The 23,024-nt window shown below is 33.1% G+C and carries 23 protein-coding genes; 11 read left to right on the top strand and 12 right to left on the bottom strand.

The annotated features are described in order from the left end of the window. Positions 1–19 precede the first annotated feature (19 nt). The gene (fsa, locus tag AB3G36_RS14585) at positions 20–676 is read left to right on the top strand and encodes a fructose-6-phosphate aldolase (protein WP_367753891.1); all 657 of its coding nucleotides are present in this window, start codon (positions 20–22) and stop codon (positions 674–676) included. A 69-nt stretch (positions 677–745) separates the two neighbouring features. Here the strand turns inward: fsa and fahA are convergent, their stop codons facing one another. Further along, positions 746–2,029 carry a fumarylacetoacetase gene (fahA, locus tag AB3G36_RS14580; RefSeq protein WP_367753889.1) on the bottom strand — a complete coding sequence of 428 codons (1,284 nt, stop codon included), beginning with the start codon at positions 2,027–2,029 and terminating at the stop codon, positions 746–748. Positions 2,030–2,136: 107 nt separating this feature from the next. On the opposite strand from fahA, the gene glyA reads away from it, so the two are divergent. The 10 genes from glyA (at position 2,137) to AB3G36_RS14530 (ending at position 11,902) form a co-directional block, all read left to right on the top strand. Then, entirely contained in the window at positions 2,137–3,411 is a 1,275-nt protein-coding gene (gene glyA / locus AB3G36_RS14575; protein ID WP_367753887.1) for a serine hydroxymethyltransferase, read from the top strand. A 136-nt stretch (positions 3,412–3,547) separates the two neighbouring features. Then, positions 3,548–4,141 carry a tRNA-(ms[2]io[6]A)-hydroxylase gene (locus tag AB3G36_RS14570; protein WP_367753885.1) on the top strand — a complete coding sequence of 198 codons (594 nt, stop codon included), beginning with the start codon at positions 3,548–3,550 and terminating at the stop codon, positions 4,139–4,141. Between the two features lie 170 nt (positions 4,142–4,311). Continuing rightward, the gene (locus AB3G36_RS14565) at positions 4,312–4,866 is read left to right on the top strand and encodes a helix-turn-helix domain-containing protein (protein WP_367753883.1); all 555 of its coding nucleotides are present in this window, start codon (positions 4,312–4,314) and stop codon (positions 4,864–4,866) included. A gap of 23 nt (positions 4,867–4,889) precedes the next feature. Continuing rightward, positions 4,890–5,342: a response regulator gene (locus tag AB3G36_RS14560; RefSeq protein ID WP_367753881.1), complete on the top strand. Its 453-nt coding sequence runs from the start codon at positions 4,890–4,892 to the stop codon at positions 5,340–5,342. Positions 5,343–5,353: 11 nt separating this feature from the next. Further along, a complete protein-coding gene (locus AB3G36_RS14555) occupies positions 5,354–7,144 on the top strand; it encodes a CHASE3 domain-containing protein (RefSeq protein WP_367753879.1) in 1,791 nt (596 codons plus the stop codon). Between the two features lie 21 nt (positions 7,145–7,165). Continuing rightward, entirely contained in the window at positions 7,166–8,206 is a 1,041-nt protein-coding gene (locus AB3G36_RS14550; RefSeq protein WP_367753877.1) for a GMP reductase, read from the top strand. A 23-nt stretch (positions 8,207–8,229) separates the two neighbouring features. After that, on the top strand, positions 8,230–8,727 hold the full coding sequence (locus AB3G36_RS14545; RefSeq protein ID WP_367753875.1) for a GNAT family N-acetyltransferase: 498 nt from the start codon (positions 8,230–8,232) through the stop codon (positions 8,725–8,727). 148 nt (positions 8,728–8,875) lie between these two features. Further along, positions 8,876–9,967, top strand: coding sequence for an efflux RND transporter periplasmic adaptor subunit (locus tag AB3G36_RS14540; protein ID WP_367753873.1), 1,092 nt, complete (start codon positions 8,876–8,878; stop codon positions 9,965–9,967). Then, positions 9,964–11,220, top strand: a complete 1,257-nt coding sequence (locus tag AB3G36_RS14535) for an ABC transporter permease (protein ID WP_367753871.1) — start codon at positions 9,964–9,966, stop codon at positions 11,218–11,220. The genes AB3G36_RS14540 and AB3G36_RS14535 overlap by 4 nt, the downstream gene beginning before the upstream one ends. A 1-nt stretch (position 11,221) precedes the next feature. Next, positions 11,222–11,902, top strand: coding sequence for an ABC transporter ATP-binding protein (locus tag AB3G36_RS14530; RefSeq protein WP_367753869.1), 681 nt, complete (start codon positions 11,222–11,224; stop codon positions 11,900–11,902). Positions 11,903–11,908: 6 nt separating this feature from the next. Here the strand turns inward: AB3G36_RS14530 and AB3G36_RS14525 are convergent, their stop codons facing one another. From AB3G36_RS14525 to AB3G36_RS14475, 11 genes are all read right to left on the bottom strand, one after another. Further along, complete coding sequence (locus AB3G36_RS14525) at positions 11,909–12,478, bottom strand: pentapeptide repeat-containing protein (RefSeq protein WP_367753867.1); 570 nt, start codon at positions 12,476–12,478, stop codon at positions 11,909–11,911. 640 nt (positions 12,479–13,118) lie between these two features. Next, positions 13,119–15,245 (bottom strand): copper-translocating P-type ATPase, encoded by a 2,127-nt coding sequence (locus tag AB3G36_RS14520; RefSeq protein ID WP_007139063.1) that lies wholly within the window; start codon positions 15,243–15,245, stop codon positions 13,119–13,121. Between the two features lie 119 nt (positions 15,246–15,364). Then, entirely contained in the window at positions 15,365–15,667 is a 303-nt protein-coding gene (locus AB3G36_RS14515; protein ID WP_007139064.1) for a hypothetical protein, read from the bottom strand. A 4-nt stretch (positions 15,668–15,671) separates the two neighbouring features. Continuing rightward, on the bottom strand, positions 15,672–16,256 hold the full coding sequence (locus tag AB3G36_RS14510) for a hypothetical protein (RefSeq protein WP_040473971.1): 585 nt from the start codon (positions 16,254–16,256) through the stop codon (positions 15,672–15,674). A gap of 109 nt (positions 16,257–16,365) precedes the next feature. Then, complete coding sequence (locus AB3G36_RS14505; protein ID WP_367753864.1) at positions 16,366–16,905, bottom strand: AAA family ATPase; 540 nt, start codon at positions 16,903–16,905, stop codon at positions 16,366–16,368. A gap of 18 nt (positions 16,906–16,923) precedes the next feature. Then, positions 16,924–18,297, bottom strand: coding sequence for an MBL fold metallo-hydrolase RNA specificity domain-containing protein (locus tag AB3G36_RS14500; RefSeq protein ID WP_367753862.1), 1,374 nt, complete (start codon positions 18,295–18,297; stop codon positions 16,924–16,926). Between the two features lie 13 nt (positions 18,298–18,310). Then, positions 18,311–19,153: an ATP cone domain-containing protein gene (locus AB3G36_RS14495; protein ID WP_367753860.1), complete on the bottom strand. Its 843-nt coding sequence runs from the start codon at positions 19,151–19,153 to the stop codon at positions 18,311–18,313. 45 nt (positions 19,154–19,198) lie between these two features. Beyond that, the gene (locus AB3G36_RS14490) at positions 19,199–20,260 is read right to left on the bottom strand and encodes a class I fructose-bisphosphate aldolase (RefSeq protein ID WP_007139494.1); all 1,062 of its coding nucleotides are present in this window, start codon (positions 20,258–20,260) and stop codon (positions 19,199–19,201) included. A gap of 11 nt (positions 20,261–20,271) precedes the next feature. Then, a complete protein-coding gene (locus tag AB3G36_RS14485) occupies positions 20,272–21,285 on the bottom strand; it encodes a type II glyceraldehyde-3-phosphate dehydrogenase (RefSeq protein ID WP_007139493.1) in 1,014 nt (337 codons plus the stop codon). Between the two features lie 15 nt (positions 21,286–21,300). Beyond that, positions 21,301–22,647: an APC family permease gene (locus AB3G36_RS14480; RefSeq protein WP_367753858.1), complete on the bottom strand. Its 1,347-nt coding sequence runs from the start codon at positions 22,645–22,647 to the stop codon at positions 21,301–21,303. 105 nt (positions 22,648–22,752) lie between these two features. Next, entirely contained in the window at positions 22,753–23,007 is a 255-nt protein-coding gene (locus tag AB3G36_RS14475) for a DUF5676 family membrane protein (protein ID WP_367753856.1), read from the bottom strand. Positions 23,008–23,024: the final 17 nt, after the last annotated feature.

Raw genomic sequence — 23,024 nt, 5'->3', positions numbered from 1 at the left:
AATTTAATATAGAAATAGTATGAAGTTTTTTATTGACACGGCTAATTTAGCTCAAATTAAGGAAGCGCAAGCATTAGGGGTTTTGGACGGAGTTACGACTAATCCATCATTGATGGCTAAGGAAGGAATTACTGGAAAAAACAACATTATGAAGCATTATGTTGACATTTGTAATCTTGTTGACGGTGATGTAAGTGCTGAAGTAAATGCGCTTGATTATGATGGAATGGTTAAAGAAGGGGAGGAATTAGCTGATTTGCATGAGCAAATTGTGGTAAAATTACCTATGACTAAAGAAGGAGTTATGGCGGCGAAATACTTCTCAGATAAAGGAATTAAAACGAATGTAACTTTAGTATTCTCAGCGGGTCAAGCAATATTGGCTGCTAAAGCTGGAGCTACTTATGTGTCTCCATTTATTGGTCGTTTAGACGATGTTTCTACAGATGGATTGGCTTTGATTGAAGAAATCAGATTGATTTATGATAACTACGGGTATGAAACTCAAATTCTTGCTGCATCAGTACGTCACACGATGCATATTGTAAACTGTGCGAAAATTGGTGCTGATGTTATGACTGGACCACTTTCGGCTATTTACGGATTGTTGAAGCACCCATTAACTGATATTGGATTGGCACAATTCGTTGCTGATTTTGAAAAAGGAAATAAATAATATTTTTTCACTTATAAAAAAAGGCCCATTTCAATTGAAACGGGCCTTTTTTATGCTTTAATGTTTTTTTTATTTTCGTACAAAAGGGGGTAACAATTTGGAAGAAACTTCTCCAAAACCAATACGTACTTGTCCGTTTTTACAGAATCCTTTAATGATTACTGTATCATTGTCATTGATGAATTTACGCTCCGTACCGTCATTTAACGTAATAGGGTTTTTACCTCCCCAAGTCAATTCAAGCATAGAGCCATAACTATCTGGAGTAGGTCCTGAAATAGTTCCTGATCCCATCATATCACCAGAATTAACGCGACAACCGTTTGAAGTATGATGCGCTAATTGTTGGTTCATAGTCCAATACATGTATTTAAAGTTGGAGTTGCTTACTACGGTAGGTTCAGCATTTTCAGGTTGAATAGCTACTTGTAAATTGATATCAAAAGAGTGTTTTCCTTTTTGTAGTAGATAGGGTAGCGGACTTGGATTTTGTTTTGGTCCAGGAACTCTAAATGGTTCTAATGCATCCATGGTAACAATCCAAGGTGATATTGATGAAGCAAAGTTTTTAGCCAAGAAAGGACCTAACGGTACGTATTCCCATTTTTGAATATCACGAGCACTCCAATCATTTAATAAAACCATTCCAAATATGTAGTCTTCTGCTTCATTGATAGGAATAATTTCTCCCATTATATTTGCATCAGTAGTGATGAAGGCAGTTTCCAATTCAAAATCAATTAAACGAGAAGGACCAAATACAGGAGTAGTTTCACCGGCTGGTAATGTTTGTCCCATAGGTCTGTGTACAGGAATCCCAGAAGGTACAATAGTAGAACTTCTACCATGGTATCCTACAGGAATGTGAAGCCAGTTAGGTAATAATGCGTTTTCAGGATCGCGAAACATTTTTCCTACATTTGTTGCGTGTTCTTTACTAGAATAGAAGTCAGTATAGTCACCAATAAGAACTGGTAATTGCATTTCTACATCGGCTATATCAAAAATAACAATGTCTCTATGTTTTTGTTCGTCGCGTAGTTTTGGATTTGTGCTGTCAAAAATGTCAGCAATACGATTACGAACCAATCTCCATGTTTTTTTACCATCAGAGATAAAGTCGTTCAACGTGTCTTGCATGAACATATCATCAGTTAATTCAATACCTGCAAAGTAATTTAGTTGTTGTAAAGCACCTAAGTCAATTGCATGATCACCTATTCGAGTTCCTACTGTAACAACATTTTCTTTGGTAAGAAAAACTCCAAAAGGTATATTCTGAAGAGGAAAGTCACTGTTTTCAGGGACTTCAATCCATGATTTTCGGTTAGTATCGTTGGCTGATATCGGCATAATATGTTAATTGTTTTGTTGAAAATTATAGTTCAAATATATCATAATCTAGCAGTTTAGCAAACGTTTTTTTGTATTTTTGCTTCAAATTAACTAAAATCAAAGAAATGCAACGCGACGAACAAATTTTTGACCTTATTCTAGAAGAACAAGAAAGACAAATACACGGATTAGAACTTATTGCCTCAGAGAACTTTGTAAGTGATGAAGTAATGGAAGCAGCTGGATCTGTATTAACAAATAAATATGCTGAGGGTTATCCCGGAAAAAGATATTATGGTGGTTGTGAAGTAGTAGATGTAATTGAACAAATTGCAATTGATAGAGCTAAAGAATTGTTTGGAGCCGTTTATGCAAATGTACAACCACACTCTGGTTCACAAGCAAATACTGCGGTTTATCATGCTTGTTTGAAGCCTGGTGACAAAATCTTAGGTTTTGACTTATCTCATGGTGGACATTTAACTCATGGATCACCAGTAAACTTCTCAGGACGTTTATATTCTCCTGTATTTTACGGAGTAGATGCTGAAACGGGACGTTTAGATTATGATAAAATTCAAGAAATTGCGACTAAAGAGCAACCAAAATTAATTATCGCAGGAGCTTCGGCTTATTCACGTGATATGGATTTTGAGCGTTTTAGAGTAATTGCTGATAGTGTAGGAGCAATTCTATTTGCTGATATCTCTCATCCTGCAGGTCTTATCGCTAAAGGATTGTTGAATGACCCAATTCCTCATTGTCATATTGTATCAACTACAACACATAAAACATTACGTGGACCTAGAGGAGGGTTAATCTTGATGGGTAAAGATTTTGAAAACCCAATGGGATTAACTACACCAAAAGGCGAAATCAGAATGATGTCATCATTATTAGATTTAGCTGTTTTCCCTGGAAATCAAGGAGGACCGTTAATGCACATTATCGCTGCTAAAGCGGTTGCATTTGGAGAAGCATTACAAGATGAATTCTTTACTTATGCAATGCAATTAAAGAAAAATGCAAATGCTATGGCAGATGCTTTTGTAAAAAGAGGATACAATATCATTTCTGGAGGAACGGATAACCACATGATGTTAATCGATTTAAGAAATAAAAATATTTCTGGTAAAGATGCTGAAAATGCATTAGTGAAAGCAGAAATCACAGTAAATAAAAACATGGTTCCATTTGATGATAAATCACCATTTGTCACTTCAGGAATTCGTGTAGGTACTCCAGCAATTACAACTCGTGGATTAGTAGAAGAAGATATGGAAACAATTGTTGCTTTAATTGATAAAGTATTAATGAACCATACTAATGAAGCTATCATCGAAGAAGTAGCAAATGAAGTGAACGAAATGATGAGCGAAAGAGCGATCTTCGTTTTTTAATTTCCATTGTTTCAAGTTTAAGGTTTCAAGTTTAAAGTTTTGTGATTGCCGAAAGACATAGCAAAACTTTAAACTTTTTTTGGTTATTGACTTAACTTTAAACTTTAAACATTTTTTAACCTTAAACAAAAGAAAAATGGGCGTATTACGATTACAATTGCCAACAGATCCAAGATGGGTCAATATAGTGGAGAAAAATATTGAAGAAATCTTGACAGATCATGCTTGGTGTGAGCAAAAAGCAGCCACAAATGCAATAACAATCATTACCAATAATTCAGAGCATCAAGATTTGGTTAAGGACTTATTGGCTTTGGCTAAAGAAGAAATTGAACATTTTGACATGGTACATAACATTATTATTAAAAGAGGTTTAAAACTAGGTCGTGAACGCAAAGATGATTATGTAAATGAATTGTATTTATATATGAAGAAAAGCGGAAATGGTAGTAGAGTTTCTAGTTTGGTAGAACGATTATTGTTTTCGGCTATGATTGAAGCGAGAAGTTGTGAACGTTTTAAGGTGCTTTCGGAAAACATTCAAGATGAAGAATTATCGGTATTCTACAGAGATTTAATGGAAAGTGAAGCGGGACATTACACTACTTTTATTACTTATGCTCGAAAATATGGTACGGGAATTGATGTAGAGAAGCGCTGGAGAGAATGGATTGACTTTGAAGCTTCGGTTATTGCGAATTATGGTAAAGGCGAAACAATTCATGGATAAAAAAGGCGTTTTAAATTGTTTCGTCTGTAAAGGAGAAACAATTTAGAATCAATTATTTGTAATAATAAAAAAATATATTTTTTGTTTAATGAGTATGTTTTTTTCTCCAATTATTATTTTTAATATATATTTATCACTTGAATGTTCAAAAAATTTAAATTGTAGCTTAAATGAAACTCTATATAAAATATGATGGAATCGTTGCTTGTAGAGTAATTTTACAAGAACAATTAGAACGATTAGATATAAAACACAAGTTGCTTGACTTAGGCGAAATTGAGATTAGTGATAGTGTTTCGGATGAATGTTTTGCTGAACTTCAAGATTCGTTAAATCGATATTCTATTTTTATTGTCAATAATGAAAAAAGTCAGCTTATTCAAAGGATAAAAGATACTATTGTTGAAATGATTTATGAGAATGATAAATTACCAGCGGTAACTATTTCTCAATATTTATCGGATAAACTAAATTTTAGTTATGGATATTTAACTAATATTTTTTCTGAAAACACGTATTCTTCGATAGAGAATTTCATTATTATCCAAAAAATAGAAAGAGCCAAAAAGTTAATTATTGAAGATCAATTGACCTTAACGGAGGTCTCGTATAAATTAAACTATAGTAGTGTAGCTTACTTATCAAGTCAATTTAAAAAAGTTACAGGATTGACTCCATCTGCATTTAAAAGGATTGTAGATAAAAGACGAAATTTATCAAATTAATAAATAAAAAGACCCCAATAAATATGATTTCACATAAAGATTCAATGCGTATTTTGATTGCTGATGATGATGAAGATGATCGCACATTTTTTAGTGATGCAATGATGGAACTTAAAATGAATAATAAGTTAACTTTATTTAATGATGGTAAAGATCTAATGGAATATCTAGCAAATCCAGATATTATTTTGCCGCATTTACTTTTTTTAGATCTAAATATGCCGCGTAAATCGGGATTTGAATGTTTGAAAGAGATACGATCGGATATTAGATTTAAGGAGGTATCCATTGCTATATATTCCACTTCATCATCAGAAAAAGATATTGAAGAAACTTTTATTGAAGGGGCAAATATTTACATCAAAAAACCAAATGACTTTACTAAACTTAAAAAAGTAATTAAAGAGGTTTTAAATATCAATTGGCAATTTCATTCTTCAGGATTAAATAAAGAAACTTTTTTCTTTAGCATATAAGAAGCAAAACCATGAAGTTAATAAAACTGTATAAAAACTCACAAGTCTTCAAAATAGCATTAGGTATTGCTATAGCGGTGGTGGTTTATATAGCTTCGGTTTTTTATACTCAAATGCGTAGTTTAGACTCTTCTGTTAATTTAATTGCAAATGCAACTGAAACACAACTGGAATTAGAAAAAGTACTGTCTATTATTAGTATTTATGAAACAAATCTTAGAAGTTATATTATAACTAAAGATGAGTCCTATTTAGAAAATAGATTTTTAAGAAGAGGGGAGATCGAGACTAATTTTGATCGAATTAATAAATTAGTAGCTAATAATCCAGCTCGAGTAAAAGATGTAAAAAAACTCAAAGAACTAATTGATTATCGATTTACACTTTTTAGAGAAACGTTACTATTAGCAAAAAGTAAAAACCCTAGTAGTGAAGTATTAAAAGCAAAGCTTCAAGAAAGTAATAATTTTACGGAGTCCATGAAAAACTTCGTTTATAAAACAATAAATGCTGAGGGTGATAAAGTTAAAATTCATAATGACAATCATCAGTTTGAATTGCAAGATTCTATAATAAGTGCTTTTTTACTGGTTATTCTTTCACTATTGATTTTGCTATTGTCCTTTAATAAAATGAATGTTGATATTTATGAACTGAAGAAAACCAATGATGAATTACAGTTTTTAAATCGTTCTTTTAATGAAGCGGAGAAAATTGCTGGTTTTGGTCATTGGAAAATTAATTTAGAGAGAAATACCTATACATTATCTGACAATTTCTTTCGTCTGTTGGGTTTAGAGCCACAATCATTTACTCCTAGTTTAGAGAACATTTCAAAATATATTCATCCGGATGATGTCGATTATGTAACCCAAATGCATTTGGATTCATTAAAGACCTATAAACCTACTTCATTGATGTTCCGTTTTGTATTACCAAATGGTGATTTAAGATACGTAATGTCAGTAGGTAGTTTTACCAAGAATGGTAAAGGCGAAATGGTTAAAACAGGGGTTAACTATGACATGACAGATCAATTCAAAAAAACGATTGAATTAGAGGAAAATAATAAAGAATTAAAAAACATCAATGAAGAATTAGAGTCTTTTAATAATATTGTGAGTCATGACTTACAGGAACCTCTTCATAAAATTCAAATGTTTATTTCCAGAATTGAATCTAAAGAGTTAGGTGCAATATCTGACCAAGGGAAAGTATATTTTTCTAAAATTAGAACTTCTGCTAATAAAATGCAAACCTTGCTAATCGACTTGGTAAATTACTCCAGAACAATTAAAGGGGATAAAGTTTTTGAAGAGACAAATTTAAAAGAATTAGTTCTACAGGTTGTAGATGATTTATCTTCGGATATTGATGATAAAAAAGCTAAAATAATTGTTGAAAATTTACCTACTGTTAAAGTGATTTCATTTCAGATGGAACAACTTTTTATAAATTTAATATCTAATTCACTTAAATACAGTCAAGAAGATGTTGCCCCTATAATATCAATATTTTCGGGAGAAATTGATGAAAATGAGGTGTATAATAATGAAATTATTACTAATGAAGATTATTATAAAATAGTCATAAAGGATAATGGAATTGGTTTTAAACAAGAATATGCCGAAAAAATATTTATTTTATTTCAACGTTTAGAAACTGGTGCTAAGTACTCTGGAACGGGACTTGGTTTAGCAATATGCAAGCGAATAATTGAAAATCACGATGGATTTATAAAAGTAGTATCAGAACCTAATGTAGGCTCTGAATTTTCTATTTTTATACCCAAGAAAGTTTAATTTTTTATAAAAAAGAAAATTATGAGAATAGAAATGGATCTTAAGCTAGGTTTCAAAGATGTAATGATTAGACCCAAACGTTCTACTCTAAAAAGTAGATCTCAGGTTTCTTTAGAACGAGAATTTAAATTTTTACATAGTACGGCTACTTGGATTGGGATTCCCATTATGGGTGCTAATATGGATACGGTCGGTACATTTGAAATGGCAAGTGCATTAGCCAGAGAAAAATTATTTACAGCAATTCATAAACATTATACTGTTGATGAATGGACTACTTTTTTAAAAGAAGTTTCACCAGAATTTTATGAATACATTGCTATAAGTACAGGAACAGGTAAAAATGATTCTAAAAAAATTGCCGAAATACTACAAGCAAACCCATTACTTAAATTTATTTGTATTGATGTAGCCAATGGCTATTCGGAGCATTTTGTAAATTTCTTAAAACAAACTCGTAAACAATACCCAGATAAAGTAATTATTGCGGGTAATGTAGTTACAGGTGAAATGGTTGAAGAGTTATTATTGGCTGGAGCCGATATCATTAAGGTAGGAATAGGACCAGGTTCAGTTTGTACAACCCGAGTGAAAACAGGTGTTGGATATCCACAGCTGTCAGCAATTATTGAATGTGCGGATGCGGCTCATGGTTTAGGAGGACATATCATAAGTGATGGAGGTTGTTCTACTCCTGGAGATATAGCCAAAGCTTTTGGCGCAGGATCCGATTTTGTTATGCTTGGAGGAATGCTGGCAGGACATACAGAAAGTGGTGGAGAACTAATTGATATTAACGGACAGCCATTCAAAAAGTTTTATGGAATGAGTTCTACAACAGCAATGGACAAACATGTTGGTGGTGTGGCTGAATATAGAGCAAGTGAAGGAAAGACCGTTGAGGTGGCTTTTAAGGGAAATGTAGCCAATACTTTATTGGATATTCTTGGAGGATTGCGAAGTGCATGTACGTATGTTGGCGCTTCAAGGTTAAAAGAATTGACTAAAAGAACCACTTTTATTAGAGTGAGTGAACAGGAAAACAGAGTTTTTTCAAATTAATAATTTTATTTACAACATAAACTATGATTACGATTTCTAATGCTACTTCTAAAGATTTAAAACTAATTAAAGATATAGCATATGCTACTTGGCCAGATGTGTATGGTAAAATCTTGTCTAAAGAACAATTAGACTTTATGTTATCTGCTTTTTATGCTGAAGAGACTTTATCGGATAATATGATTAATAAGATGCATCATTTTATATTGGTTTATGATGACGTTACTTGTCTTGGTTTTGCGTCCTATGAGCATAATTATTTGGGTAAAAAAGAAACTCGTTTGCATAAAATATATTTACTTCCAGAAGCACAAGGTAAGGGAGCAGGAAGAGCTTTAATTGATGTAGTAGCCTCTTATGCTACTGAAAATGATTCTAATTGTATTTCTCTAAATGTAAATAGATTTAATAATGCCAGCACTTTTTATCAAAAAATGGGTTTTACAATAGTCGGGGAAGAAGATATAGAAATTGGTCATGGTTACTTAATGGAAGATTACAAAATGGAAAAGAAGATTTAATTTTTTTTCGTTTCTTTTTATTACAAATAATTTTATTTTTTTATAATACCGAGCTAAAATAGCTTGAAATTATCTATGTAACTAACTGTTTTACAGTAAAAAAGAAGTAAATTTAAGTTTTAATTGCATTTGTTTTTAAAACTATAAAATGAAAAGAGTAAATCCCTTTTTTCTGTCAATTTTATTTTTGTTGTTTTCTTGTTCTAATAGCAAGGAAGGAATAAAACCAACTATTGGAGATGTTACCGAAAGTGTTTATGCATCAGGAATTATTAGAGCCGATAATCAATATACTGTTTTCTCTACTGTTAATGGCATCTTGCAAAACATAAAAGTTACTGTTGGACAAAAAGTAAACAAAGGCCAACTATTATTTGAATTAGAAAGCGAAAAAGCCGCGCTAAATACGGATAATGCTCGATTGGCTTTCCAATTATCCGAACAAAACAGCAGCTACATTCGAGACAAAATTGCCGAAATGGAAATGAAAGTACAATCGGCTAAACAAAAGTTACAACTTGACGAATCGATTTATAATCGGAATAAAAAAATCAGAGCTTTAGAAGGAATTTCTGAAATTGATTTCGAAGGACTTGAATTGGCTTTTAAAAGTTCCAAACTTAATTATGAAAGCACTCAAAAACAGTTGACGCAACTTAAAACTCAATTGTTGAATGATCAAAATAGGAACCGTAATATTCTTAAATACAATCAAAAATCCCAGAATGATTATGGAATTGTAAGTGCTTTTTCTGGACAATTATTTGATGTTTTTGTAAAAGAGGGAAGTTTGATCACTACGCAAACACCATTAGCCATAATAGGAAAAGAAAATTCATTTGTTTTAGAATTGGAAGTGGATGAAAACGATATGGTTCGTGTTCAGTTAGACCAAAAAGTATTGGTCACAATGGATAGTTATATAGGTGAAGTGTATGAAGCCATTGTTGATAAAATTTATCCCATAATGGATGAACGTTCCCGAACATTTAAAATTGAAGCCCATTTTTTAAAACCTCCAAAAAAACTATATCCTAATTTGACAGTAGAAGCTAATATTGTTATCCAAACCAAAAAACACACGATTACGATTCCTAAATCTTATTTGATAGATAATGAATATGTGATGGTTAAGGACAATCAAAAGCGAAAAGTCAAAATAGGATTAAGCGATTATCAAAAAGTCGAAATTTTAGAAGGATTGAATAAAGACGAAATCATATATAAACCCCAAGAATGAATTTAAAACTCATTTTAAATATAGCCATTCATTTGCTTCAAGCTAGACTGAAACAAACTATTGTTGCAGCAGTTGGTGTCACTTTTGGGATTGCTATGTTTATTGCATTGGTGAGTTTTATGAATGGTTTAAACAAACTTTTGGATGGATTAATGTTGAATAGAACACCACATGTTTTGCTTTATAATGAAGTAAAACCCTCTGAAAACCAACCCGTATCTATTGCTGGAAATTATAAAAACAAGATTAATTTTATTCATTCCATTAAACCTAAAGATCGAGGGAAATCGATCTACAACAGTAAATCTATTATTGCATTTTTAAAAAAAGATAAACGTATTGTTGATGTTGCACCAAAGATAACTACCTCGGTATTGTTTAATTCAGGAACTATAGAGATTTCAGGATTTATCAATGGAATAGATATTCAAGCTGAAGAAAAATTATTCAAGATTAGTGATTATATAAAAGAAGGAAATATTGGTGACTTAGCCCAAAATAACAGTATTATTATTGGTAATGGTCTAGCCAAAAAAATGCTTTTAACTATTGGGGATATCATAAAAATATCTACTTCTAATGGAAATTTGGCTTCGTTGAAAATTGTAGGTATATCTGAAATTGGGATTGCCGAAATTGACAATGTGATGAGCTATACTTCATTGGCGACAGCCCAAAAATTGCTTGGACAACCTACCAGTTACATTACAGATATTCAGATTAATTTGTTCGATAAAGAGTCGGCACCAAATGTTGCCAAAGAGTTTCATGACATATTCCATTTGGACACGATGGATTATCAAACAGCCAATGCACAATTTGAAACGGGTACTACCGTAAGAACTATTATTTCCTATTCAGTTGGAATTGTACTTTTAATTGTGGCAGGTTTTGGGATTTATAATATCTTGAATATGATGATTTATGAAAAAATGGATAGTATTGCTATTTTAAAAGCTACTGGTTTTTCGGGCAAGGATGTGAAATGGATTTTCATTTTTTCATCCTTAATCATCGGCTTAACTGGAGGGATTTTTGGTTTACTATTTGGATATATTTTCTCAACTATTATTGATGCAATTCCTTTTAAAATGACCTCTTTACCTGCTTTAAAAACATATCCTGTCGATTATAATATGCTTTTTTATATCATTGGGATAAGCTTTGCCTTGTTGACAACAATTATAGCAGGTCTTTTTCCGGCTTTAAAAGCAAGTAAAGTTGATCCTGTAGAAATCATTAGAGGTAAATAAAATGGAAAATAATAAAGTTATAGAGACCATTGGTTTAACCAAATATTTTTATGATCCTGTAAAGTTTCAGGTTATTAAAAATATTGACTTAATTATTAATCATGGCGAATTTGTCTCTATTGTTGGAAAATCAGGTTGTGGGAAGTCGACATTATTGTATTTACTTTCTACGATGGATACAGATTATGAGGGGCAATTGTTTATTCATAATGAATTAGTCACAGGACAATCGGATACCAATTTAGCCAAAATAAGATCGGATAAAATTGGTTTTGTTTTTCAATTTCATTACTTATTGTATGAGTATAATGTTTTGATGAATGTGATGCTTCCAGGATTGAAACTAGGGAAATATTCGAAACAAGAACTGGAACATAGAGCTATGGGGCATATAAAAACACTGGGAATAGAAAATCAGGCATTAAAAAAAGCAAATCAATTAAGTGGCGGAGAGAAGCAGCGAGTTGCTATTGCACGTGCCTTGATAAACGATCCTTTGATAATTATGGGAGATGAACCTACAGGAAATCTGGACAGGAAAAATGGCGACCTAGTTTTTGATATTCTCAAGAATTTAGCAAAAGAAAACAATCAAACCATATTAGTCGTAACACATGATGCTGATTTTGCTGCTAAAACAGATCGAATTATCACAATGGAGGACGGGAGAATCCTATCTTAACGGTCTTTATTCAACAATAATTTGATGTTTTGATAATAATCCTTTTAGTCCTTGAATTGAAAACTGAGCCTTTTTTAATTTTGTTTTGGTAGGATCAATAGTGTAATTATAACTACTTCTAAAATTAGCTTTGTTGGCAATTGCTTTCTCAAATTCAGCACGATATAAATCACAGTTATTGAATTGGACTTCGGTCAAGTCAGTATTCATAAAATCAACAGCAACCAGACTACTATTATTAAAAGTAGTTCCTTTTAGCTTGAGTGTATAAAACTTAGAGAAATCTAGAAGGCAATCTTTAAAATGAATTTCAAAAATCAATTTATCACACATGGCAAAGTTGACGTCCTTTATTTTGCAATTATTAAAATAAACTGTTCTAAGAGCAACATGGTTTATTTTTGAGTTATTAAAATTGCAATTATTAAAACTACAATCGATAAAAGTGACAGCAATAAAATTACATTGGGAAAAATCACAATTTGTAAATGTACAGGATTCAAATTCCTTGAAATTGATATCTTCTACACCGTAGGTGATGTCGCTATATTGTTTATCAAGGCTGTATTCAGGCATTTTTTTCAAGTATGAAATTGTATAAAAAGCAAAAACGCAATTATCAAATAAGTAGATAATTGCGTTTTTTGTGACCTTGACTGAACAATTTACAAACCATTTTATGCAGGATTTGAAGAAGTTGGCTATGTGGAATCCATTTTAGCAAATAAGAATTTGTCCTTAATTATAAGTAAAGTGTCTAGTATTAAATAGTCGATACAGATTTTTACAAAAAAAATATTTAGATGAAACAGTCTTAAATTTGATTTGGCGTAAATATAAAAGTAGATCTAAAGTTTATTGTAAAGATTTTAAAATTCCTTTAGGATTTGATCTGGATTCTTAATTTTTTACGCGTGTAAAATTAGCATGTCCAGTACATCACCATAACTACAAAACACACAACAATCAACCTAGAGTGGCCGTAGTACTTTTTTGCAGTTTTGGTATTCATAAAAAAAACTGACAAATAGCTGTGGGCATTGTTTCTTCTTTTTATAGTGACATACGGGGAAGCTGATTTTCGATTTTAATTTTGTTGTTGGTTACATTTCTAAAAATTTACTACTGCATTACTCTTTGTGCCCAAAGTTTATTGGGTTCACGTTTATATCACATGGTTAATCAATCAAAAACCAGATTTAAGAGATTGTCTTTGTTATTTCTTATTAATTTGCTTTTTTAGCAATTGTGCATTAACGGCTACAATAACAGTACTTAAGCTCATAAAAACAGCGCCAACCGCAGGACCTAAAACGAATCCAGACGAATACAATACGCCTGCTGCAAGAGGAATGGTTACTACATTATAAGCTGTAGCCCATAGTAGATTTTGAATCATCTTACGGTAGGTTGCCTTACCAAACAAAATTAGATTAGCGATATCTTGTGGGTTACTGTTCACCAAGATAATATCAGCAGTTTCAGCGGCTACATCCGTACCAGAACCTACTGCAATCCCCACATTAGCTTGTGCTAGGGCAGGGGCATCATTGACGCCATCACCTGTCATAGCGACAAACTCTTTCTTGCTTTGTAAATCTTTTACGATCTCTACTTTTTGATGGGGCAAAACTTCAGAAAAATAGCCATCTAAGCCTAGTTTATCACTTACGGATTTAGCAGTAATCTCATTATCTCCTGTAGCCATAAATACTTTAATGTTGTTCTTTTTAAATGTTTTGATGGCTTCAAAGGATTCTGGGCGGATTTCATCTGCTAGAGCGATATAACCAGCCAGTTTTCCATCAATTAATACAAACACCACCGTTTCTGCGGCATCGCTGTAGGCGTCTTCTGGAATCGTTATTTTTTCGTCTTTTAAATAACCTGGACTTACCACTTTTACTCGTTTTCCGTCCACATCTGCTTCCACGCCTTTACCGGTAATAGCATTGAAATTTTCAGGTTTTGGTATCGTTACCTTATTTTCTTTTACTTTTTTAATAATTCCAACGGCTATAGGATGTTCTGAACTTTGTTCTAACGCACTTGCAAGTCGTAGCACTTCATCTGAAGTGTATTTTTCATCAACGGATTCAATACGGGTAACTCCAAAATCTCCCTTGGTCAATGTTCCGGTTTTATCAAATAGGAGTAAGGTTATTTTTCTTGATTCTTCGAATGCCGTCCTGTTGCGAATCAACAAACCATTCTGAGCAGAAACTGCCGTTGAAATAGCCACTACCAAGGGAATGGCTAAGCCTAAAGCATGCGGACAAGCGATAACCATTACGGTAACCATTCTCTCCAAGGCAAAAACAAAGGGAAAACCCAAAATAAGCCATACTGCTAAAGTTGCAAAACCAATAGATAGCGCTATATAGGTAAGCCATTTTGCCGCTCTGTCTGAAAGATTTTGCATTTTAGATTTAGTTTTCTGCGCCTCTTCCACCATCTTAATAACCTTACTCAAATAACTGTCCTTTCCCGTGTGTACAACTGTCACTTTCAACGAACCATTTCCATTGATGGAACCTCCAATTACCTTGTCATTTAGTTCCTTTTTTACCGGTTTTGACTCGCCCGTAAGCATGGATTCATTTAAATAACTAGATCCCTCTAGAATAACGCCATCTGCCGGTATTTTTTCACCAGGTTTTATTAAAATAACATCGCCTTTCAGTAAATTTTCTAATTTTATATCAACTATTTTATCACCTTCAACGCGATGCGCATCAGCAGGCATCATACTTACTAATAATTGTAAAGCTTTGGAAGCTCCTAGTACACTTTTCATTTCGATCCAATGCCCCAAGAGCATTATGGCTATTAATGTAGCCAGTTCCCAAAAGAAGTCTACTCCTTTTAAACCAAAAACTGTTGCAGAACTATAAAAATAGGCGACACTTATGGCCATTGCTATCAAGGTCATCATTCCTGGAGCTCCTTTTTTTACTTCTCCTACAAAGCCTTTTAGAAAAGGCCATCCCCCATAAAAATAAACGATGGTTGAAAGAGCAAATAGGATATATGGATTTCCTGGGAGTAAGTAATGATAACCCAGTAAGTCCTGTATCATTGGAGAAATAATCAAGATCGGGATCGTTAGTACGATTACTAACCAGAAGCGTTTTTTAAAATCGGCTATCATCATTTTATGGTGATCGTGCCCTTCCATTCCCATGGGGATACTACTATGATCCATTTTTGAGTGATCCATCTTAGTATGGTCCTCTTTGGTCATATCCATTTTTGAGTGATCCATCTTAGCATGTTCCTCTTTGGTCATATCCATCTTTGAATGATCCATTTCTTTATTCTCGTGCTCTTCGTGATTTTCCATATTTCGGTCTTTTTATTCTATTTTTATTTGAATGCTTAAGGTAAAGTTTCTTTAAAAGTTCACTTATTAGTAGAGCTAGCTTATCGTTATCGTACCTGAATGAGTTTTAAATTATTTATTTAATGTTTCATCTTCAGTTTTTGTATCATTTTTTCATTCAAGTTTTCACTGTATACTCCATAGGCATCGACTAATAAACCCTTAATTCCATTTTTAGACGAAATTGCATATAAAATACTGTTATCGTCTGTACTACTCATTCCTTCAAACCGATAAAATTCATCTACCTCAAAATCTTCTGGATGAATTTCAATGGAAATTGAAGCACATTTAATACAATCCTGATGTAAATTGAAATCGTAGGTATAACCGTTACTTATTAAATCATTAATTGCCTCTGAAAGTGTGTCGTAATTTTTCATTTTTTTATTTATATAGCATTGTGAAGTAACTACCATCATTTTCGATAAACTTTTGATAGGTGAGTAAACCGTTTGAATTTAACTTTTCAGTTAATGAATAATTTAATTGTTTTATTCTTATACCAAAAGCATATGCTTTGATACTTATTTTTGATTTTATACTTAAACTTCGATTATTAATTTCTTTTTTTCTGTCATAGATTTTTATGGTGCTTTTTGAACCAAAAAAATTCATTAAACCCGAATCAAAACTTATGTCTAAATCAACATTCTCTAGCTTTTCGATATTGTACAATTCTTTAAAATTTATTGATTTTGTACTGATTTCGGTTTCTTTTGATTTTGGGTCTGCAAAAGGAAAAACAAATAAGACAATACTAAACTTTTCTGGTTCGCATTTATATGTTGTTGTGTATTTTTCTTTTAGTGTTTTATTTTTGTCATATAAAGTGGTTGTTACTTTTATTTCATAATAATCCTTTTTTTTCGTGATTTTTCCAGCTTCAAAAAGTTGCTTATTTAGCAAATCGCCTTTATCATTATAATTCTCTCTTTCGATAGTTCTACCTTCTATTTGTTCTAAAAACATGTTGTTTTGAGATTTTGCACTTGTGCAAAAAAACAATATGAAAAGACATAAATAGGATAGAATGGATTTGTTATTACAATTGTATTTGTTTTTTATATTTGACATTTTTCTATACATTATCTAAAATATATTTAACTCTTTCTAAAGGAGGCAAAACAGGCACAAAAACAATTGGAAAACCTAAATCTTTATAAACATCAATTATTAATTGGTGAATAATTTTTTGATCCTCTTTATTTTCTGTTCTGGCATAGTCTTTTGTAAAAGGGAGTCTATCTAAAATAAAAATTTTTTTATAAGAGGATTCGTTTATTGCCTTTATTAATTTTTCATCATAATCTAATTTCAAAAATTGATAATAGGCTAAAGCATCTGGAATGGCTCTATCCAAAAAAACAATATCTTTTGTTTTAATTGAAGCTTCTTGTTCGATTTGCATGTCTAGAACTCCTAATTGAAATTTTCTTTTGTTATTTCTAATTTCATCAACTGAATGTCCTTCATTTCGCATAGTATCGATGTAATGTCGTGCATGTTCTATTGTAGTAATATATCCTTGTTTTTGAAGCAAATCAATTACCGTTGTTTTACCAGTACTAGGGCCGCCAGTGACAACATACCAATTTTTCTGCGTTGAACTATTCATCATATTACCTTTATTTTATAATTAAACTTCTTCAACACTATATAGCTGAGGTATTTCAGCATCCCAACCATAGGTTTCTTTTATCCCTTTCTGTAGTGCTTCCGCACCTTCTTTCTCCCCATGAACAATAAAAATACGTTCGGGTTTGTTTTTTATTTTACTCATCCAGTCCATAAGTTCTGTATGGTCTGCGTGTGCTGATAGCCCTTCGATTTCAGCTACTTGCATTTTGAAAGGTACCCATTTTCCGTACACTTTTAATTCTTTTTCACCTTCTAATAATTTTCTTCCACGAGTTCCTTCGGCTTGATACCCTACAAAAAGTAAGGTGTTATCAGGATTTTGAGCTTGCGTCTCCAAATAGTTTAGCATTCTTCCACCAGTGAGCATTCCACTACCTGCGATTACGATTTTTGGTTTATTATCTGTTCGTAATTCCATAGTTTCTCGATAACTACTTACTACTGTAAAATGAGAACACATTTCATCGCATTCGTTATCTTCTAACTTATGCCAATCTTTTGTGCGGTGAAATAGTTCCAATACGTTAGCACCCATAGGACTGTCCATTATCATTTGTACTTTAGGAATTTTATTTTCTTTAAGCAATTTCCAAAAAATAAACATCATCAATTGCGCACGTTCTACAGAAAAACTGGGTACAAACAGACTACCACCTCTTTTTATGGTTTCATTGACCAGTTTTTCAATTTGTGGAATGGCTTCTAGTTCCTCTTGATGAAATCGACCTCCATAAGTAGATTCTATGAAAAGTACATCCGCTTTTTTTGGTTTCAAAGGAGAATACAACAGTAAATCATTTGTTCTTCCTATATCTCCTGAAAAGACAAAACGTTTTCCGTGCACATCCAGTTCTATAAATGTAGCTCCTAAAATATGCCCATTATATTGAAATCGAGCCCTGATACCATCAAACAATGGAATCCATTGTGATTGTGGAACGGTCTTAAAATGAGGAATTGTTTTTTCCACATCCTTTAAATCGTATAATGGTTCTGCTGGACTATGTTTTGAATAACCTTCTTTATTAGCACGTTCGGCTTCCTGTTCTTGGATTTTAGCACTATCATTAAGTATAATTTTTGCAATATCCAAGGTAGGATTAGTACCATAAATAGGGCCGTTGAAGCCTTGCTTAACCAATCTTGGTAAATATCCTGTATGATCCATGTGACCATGCGTTAGTAGTACTATATCAATATCTGACACGTTGACTGGTGGATATTCCCAATTTTTAAGACGCAGTTCTTTAAGTCCTTGAAAAAGACCACAATCGATTAATATTTTTTTGTCTCCTGTGTCCACTAAATATTTAGAGCCAGTTACCGTTCCTGCAGCTCCTAAAAAGTGAATTTTAATACTTTTATTTTCCATGATTTCTTAGTTTTTAATGTTTGTTACATAATTGCAGAGAGTCATCCAGAATCTTCTTTTGCCGTATTTTATCAATCCCTATTTCTTCTAGTAGATATGAGTTTTCATAAATATCTTTACACAACACAATGTTTTTATCCAATAATTTTCTTTTTTCCGCTTTTGTCAACGTCGTTAAAGCGGTTAACGGATGTAGTCCTGATTTGTCTATTCGTTCTTTAAGTCCATTTCCCTGCGGGTAGTCCCAACTTGCCAGACCTAAACCTACACAAGTTCCATATTGAATTGCATCAGTTGTGAATCTAGTGTTTGTATAAACCCATCCTTTGTGAAGTTTTGTATTGTGACCTGGTTGTTTTTTCCATTGTTTTTCAACATCTAAAAATCTTGATTGAATATAAAGAGGAATTTTAACATTGCAAAATCGTCCTTGATCACTGTGGTATTTACATTCTATCATATAATGGTCATTATCCTTTTGCGCTATGACATCTATTTCGTGTTGCACACAATTACCCTCTACAATTACTCCAACTTTTGTTTCATATCCTTCGTGTGATAGTAGTTTTCCTATTAGTTTTTCAAAAGGAAAGCCAGACGGTCCCAATTCCATTAATGCTTTTTTGAGTTTATACCTCGATGCACTTACAGGTGACTTGCCTTTAAGCATTTTAAAAGCCATCTTATAGATTTGCTTGGTAGTGATGCCTTCATATAGCGATGCATTAACTTGCTGGACGATTTGCTGAATAAGTTCCTCGTTTGCTTGTGAGCGTTTTAAGGATGTGATAAGTTTTTCAACATCAAATGGAACTATGTCTCCTGAGTGTTTAACTATGTTGATGGTGTTCGTCATTTTTTTAAGTTTTAAAAGACTTGCAACAGTATTAGTCTTTCTTAACTATGCTACTGTTACCTTATTATCCAGATATACACTTTGTACTGTATGTAACAAATCAACACCTTCTTTAAAAGGTCGTTGAAATGCTTTTCGACCTAAAATCAAGCCTGAACCACCGGCTCTTTTATTGATTACGGCAGTTGTTACTGCTTCCATCAAATCGGAATCACCCTCGGAACCACCACCTGAATTGATTAATCCAATTTTTCCCATATAGCAATTAGCTACTTGCAGCCTACATAGATCAATGGGGTGTTTAGTAGTCAATGTTTCATACATTTCATCATCATATTTACTAAAACCAATTTCTTTAAATCCGAAATTATTAGTTGGCAACTTTTGTTTGATAATATCTGCCTGAATTGTTACACCTAAATGATTCGCTTGTCCTGTTAAGTCTGCAGAAGTATGATAATCAACAGTGCCTTTTTTGAACGAATCATTTCTTAGATAACACCATAAAATAGTGACCATACCTAAATTGTGTGCTTCTTCAAATGCTTCGGCAATTTCTTTGAGTTGTCTGTTACTTTCGGCAGATCCAAAATAAATAGTTGCACCTACAGCTATAGCTCCCATATCCCAGGCAGCTTTTACCCTACCAAATAGTGTTTGGTCATATTTAGTGGGATAAGTAAGCAGTTCGTTATGGTTGATTTTGACTATGAATGGTATTTTATGAGCATATTTTCTTGCGTTCAATCCCAAAACCCCAAAAGTGGAAGCTACTGCATTACAGCCTCCTTCTATCGCCAATTTTATAATGTTTTCAGGGTCAAAATAGTCTGGGTTTTTATAAAAAGAAAAGGCAGCACTATGCTCAACACCTTGGTCGACAGGAAGGATACTTAAATATCCAGTACCGCCCAGATTTCCGTGGTTGTATAGTTGGGATAAACTCCGAAGTACTTGTGGATTTCTGTTACTATTTGCAAATACTTTATCGAGACTATTTTTACTTGGGGTTTGCAATTGGTCTTTTGTGATCTTTTCACAAACGTAATCCAAATAATAATCTGCTTTATCGCCTAAAATTTCTGATATGTTTTTTTCTGTTTTCATCTTAAAAAGATTTAATGAATTCCTAAACTTTCATTTGTTTTAGCAATGGATTTATCCGCATCCATTTCAATTCCTGTAAGTGCTCTAATGGCATCGATAGTTTCAGGTATGACAATAGCTTGGTTGTCCACCACATAGGCATAGAATAATTCATCGCCTACAACTTTCAGCATATCTTCCCATAGTGCCACTTCATACATATCGCCCCACGGACGTCCCATGTCTAGAAACATTTCTTTAATGGTATTGTTTGAAACTAAACCTTGGTCGTAATGAATTAGTTTAATTCTACTAGATTTCTTGAAAGCCTCTAGCACCTCTTCCTTCGTAGTTTGTTTTTTTAATTTCACGTTCCAATAATGCATGTGGCTCAAGGTTTCTGGCACTTTTACTGCAGAAGTAATAACGTTTAAATCAGGGTCAACACTTTGGGCGTCGGGACCTTGGTGGCTCGGTATGTCTCTTTCGGGTACCATAGTGTTCATAATACCACCTAAATGACTTTCCCATGGGTCTGTAGCTCTTCTTAAAAGCGTTCCTCTAGCATATTCTAATAATCCAGCTTTTTTTAAGGCAGTCAATGTTCTTAAAATAGAAGTGGTGTTACAAGAAACTACTCTTGTAGCGTTTAAATTTATTGCTGATTTGTAATTGTTTTCGGCACTAAAGGAATGACCAGTAGTTTCGTGTTTTTCGCCACCTTGAACTATAAATTTCACGCCTATTTCTTTGTACATTTTTATATTTTGAGCAGCTATATTTTTCGGGGTACAATCCACTACTAAATCTACCTTCTTTAAAAGTTCTTGTATACTTCCTTTTAATGGAATATTTGCAATTTTCATTTCTTTCTCGGCTTCGGGTGTTGCTGCATAGATATTGTACTCTTTTCTAACAGCGTTTTGAATGCGCCAATCGCTGATAACATCACAGACTCCTACTAGTTTGAAATCGTCTTGTTTATTAATAGCATCAGCCATTCTTTTTCCGATAACTCCATATCCGATAACTGCTATATTTTTCATGTAATTTTATTTTAATTATGTTTTATTATTATTTGTTTCCATTCCCATTGGCATATTCCCATTATCATCTGTATGTGAAATCATAAAAAAACGTTCTGAGATAAGTATTAATATAATTCCGATTGCCGCGACTATAATTACTAAAGGATCGTTAATGTATTTTACATAAAGGAAAGCCGAAAGAACTACTGCATCCATAATAATTGCTATTAAGGGTATAATCGGATGGAAATCTACTTCCTTTTTAAGGTGACGAAAAAGGCCCCAATGAATAGCAATATCCATAATAAGATAAAAAATAACTCCAATAGAAGCGATTCTTGTCAAATCGAACAACATAGTCAGCAAAATAGCAAGGGAAACCGTGAATAGGAGTGCGGGGTTTTTGAAGTTACCTATTTTATTTAAGGATGGTACCTGTTTCATATTACTCAACATCTCCAATAGGCGAGAGGCTGCAAATACACTAGCTATTACACCTGAAAAAGTGGCAACGATTGCGATTGCTATGGTAATCCAAGAACCCCATTCCCCGAATACCGGTTTTGCAGCGGCCGCTAATGCATAATCCTTAGCTTTAATTATTTCAGGTATGCTCAATCCTCCTGCAACAGCAAGAGCAAGTGCTACATAAATCAAAGTACAGATAACAATAGAAGAAACGATAGAGCGGCCTAGATTTTTATGGGGGTCTTTAATATCTCCCCCTTGATTTGTAATAGTAGTAAACCCTTTAAAAGCTAGTATTGCCAATGCCAATGCAGCAACAAAGCCAACTCCCTGTGGCAGAGCCTCGGTGTTCTTTGGGATATAATTTCCAGTAATATTTGCAAATCCAGAAACTAATAGGCCAGCAATTGCGAGCAATGCAATACCAAGCACTTTTATGACTGCAGTAAAGGTTGCTGTTGTTCCAATGACTTTGTTACCTAAAATATTCACGATATATACCGCAACCAAAAGTAGAATGCCAAGAATAGTAGCGTAACCAGCAAAACGTTCTGGGAATAATCGAAGTGTATAAGCTGCGAAAGTACCTGCTACTAAACTCTGAGAAACCACCATTGAGACATACATCAATAAAGAAAACACACCTGTTGTAGTTCCTGGTCCATAGGATTTATTTAAAAATTTAACTACACCACCTGAGGAAGGAAAAGCATTTGAAAACTTTACATAAGAATAGGCACTGAAACCCACGACAACGGCACCTGCTATAAAAACAATTGGAAATAAATCTCCCACCAACTCTGCCATTTGCCCCATAAGGACAAATATTCCCGCACCTATCATTGCACCCGTGCCAAGAGATATTGAACCTACTAGTGAAAGCTTATTGTTTTGTACTTTGGTGTTTTTCATATATAAACCATTTCTTGTTGTGATTTACTATCATGCTTAATGACTTATTAAAAGCTTTAGCAATATTATAAATCAAACTAATCACGTAGTTGTTAAATTAATTTCCTAATTTTTTATATTAATCTGTGCATTATAGATAGCTGCAACGCAAGCACCAATAAGCCAACCTAAAATAAATGTTTGAATAATACCAAAGAATGTTTCTAAAAGCGGTACATCCATTCTTATAATACTGGAGGTATCCAAACCGTGTAAAAGGTTGTTGAAAAACTTGACGCTTCCTTCTTTTCCTACAGTTATCATGACAATCATACAACCCAAATAAAGTAGTGTTGCCGTTAATCCGGTTGCAAACCCCATTTTTTTAACATTTAATC

Origin of the sequence: Flavobacterium sp. WC2430 (assembly GCF_040822075.1) — a bacterium.
Lineage (GTDB): Bacteria > Bacteroidota > Bacteroidia > Flavobacteriales > Flavobacteriaceae > Flavobacterium.
This window is presented reverse-complemented; position numbering and strand designations above follow the sequence as displayed.

Excerpts from the sequence above, each read along its gene's own strand:
- AB3G36_RS14545 (WP_367753875.1), top strand. The coding sequence starts at position 8,230 with ATGATTACGATTTCTAATGCTACTTCTAAAGATTTAAAACTAATTAAA.
- AB3G36_RS14550 (WP_367753877.1), top strand. The coding sequence starts at position 7,166 with ATGAGAATAGAAATGGATCTTAAGCTAGGTTTCAAAGATGTAATGATT.
- AB3G36_RS14510 (WP_040473971.1), bottom strand. The coding sequence starts at position 16,256 with ATGTTTTTAGAACAAATAGAAGGTAGAACTATCGAAAGAGAGAATTAT.
- AB3G36_RS14505 (WP_367753864.1), bottom strand. The coding sequence starts at position 16,905 with ATGATGAATAGTTCAACGCAGAAAAATTGGTATGTTGTCACTGGCGGC.
- AB3G36_RS14525 (WP_367753867.1), bottom strand. The coding sequence starts at position 12,478 with ATGCCTGAATACAGCCTTGATAAACAATATAGCGACATCACCTACGGT.
- fahA (WP_367753889.1), bottom strand. The coding sequence starts at position 2,029 with ATGCCGATATCAGCCAACGATACTAACCGAAAATCATGGATTGAAGTC.
- AB3G36_RS14565 (WP_367753883.1), top strand. The coding sequence starts at position 4,312 with ATGAAACTCTATATAAAATATGATGGAATCGTTGCTTGTAGAGTAATT.
- AB3G36_RS14555 (WP_367753879.1), top strand. The coding sequence starts at position 5,354 with ATGAAGTTAATAAAACTGTATAAAAACTCACAAGTCTTCAAAATAGCA.
- AB3G36_RS14560 (WP_367753881.1), top strand. The coding sequence starts at position 4,890 with ATGATTTCACATAAAGATTCAATGCGTATTTTGATTGCTGATGATGAT.
- fsa (WP_367753891.1), top strand. The coding sequence starts at position 20 with ATGAAGTTTTTTATTGACACGGCTAATTTAGCTCAAATTAAGGAAGCG.
- AB3G36_RS14495 (WP_367753860.1), bottom strand. The coding sequence starts at position 19,153 with ATGACGAACACCATCAACATAGTTAAACACTCAGGAGACATAGTTCCA.
- AB3G36_RS14540 (WP_367753873.1), top strand. The coding sequence starts at position 8,876 with ATGAAAAGAGTAAATCCCTTTTTTCTGTCAATTTTATTTTTGTTGTTT.
- AB3G36_RS14535 (WP_367753871.1), top strand. The coding sequence starts at position 9,964 with ATGAATTTAAAACTCATTTTAAATATAGCCATTCATTTGCTTCAAGCT.
- AB3G36_RS14500 (WP_367753862.1), bottom strand. The coding sequence starts at position 18,297 with ATGGAAAATAAAAGTATTAAAATTCACTTTTTAGGAGCTGCAGGAACG.
- glyA (WP_367753887.1), top strand. The coding sequence starts at position 2,137 with ATGCAACGCGACGAACAAATTTTTGACCTTATTCTAGAAGAACAAGAA.
- AB3G36_RS14520 (WP_007139063.1), bottom strand. The coding sequence starts at position 15,245 with ATGGAAAATCACGAAGAGCACGAGAATAAAGAAATGGATCATTCAAAG.
- AB3G36_RS14475 (WP_367753856.1), bottom strand. The coding sequence starts at position 23,007 with ATGGGGTTTGCAACCGGATTAACGGCAACACTACTTTATTTGGGTTGT.
- AB3G36_RS14485 (WP_007139493.1), bottom strand. The coding sequence starts at position 21,285 with ATGAAAAATATAGCAGTTATCGGATATGGAGTTATCGGAAAAAGAATG.
- AB3G36_RS14490 (WP_007139494.1), bottom strand. The coding sequence starts at position 20,260 with ATGAAAACAGAAAAAAACATATCAGAAATTTTAGGCGATAAAGCAGAT.
- AB3G36_RS14515 (WP_007139064.1), bottom strand. The coding sequence starts at position 15,667 with ATGAAAAATTACGACACACTTTCAGAGGCAATTAATGATTTAATAAGT.
- AB3G36_RS14480 (WP_367753858.1), bottom strand. The coding sequence starts at position 22,647 with ATGAAAAACACCAAAGTACAAAACAATAAGCTTTCACTAGTAGGTTCA.
- AB3G36_RS14570 (WP_367753885.1), top strand. The coding sequence starts at position 3,548 with ATGGGCGTATTACGATTACAATTGCCAACAGATCCAAGATGGGTCAAT.
- AB3G36_RS14530 (WP_367753869.1), top strand. The coding sequence starts at position 11,222 with ATGGAAAATAATAAAGTTATAGAGACCATTGGTTTAACCAAATATTTT.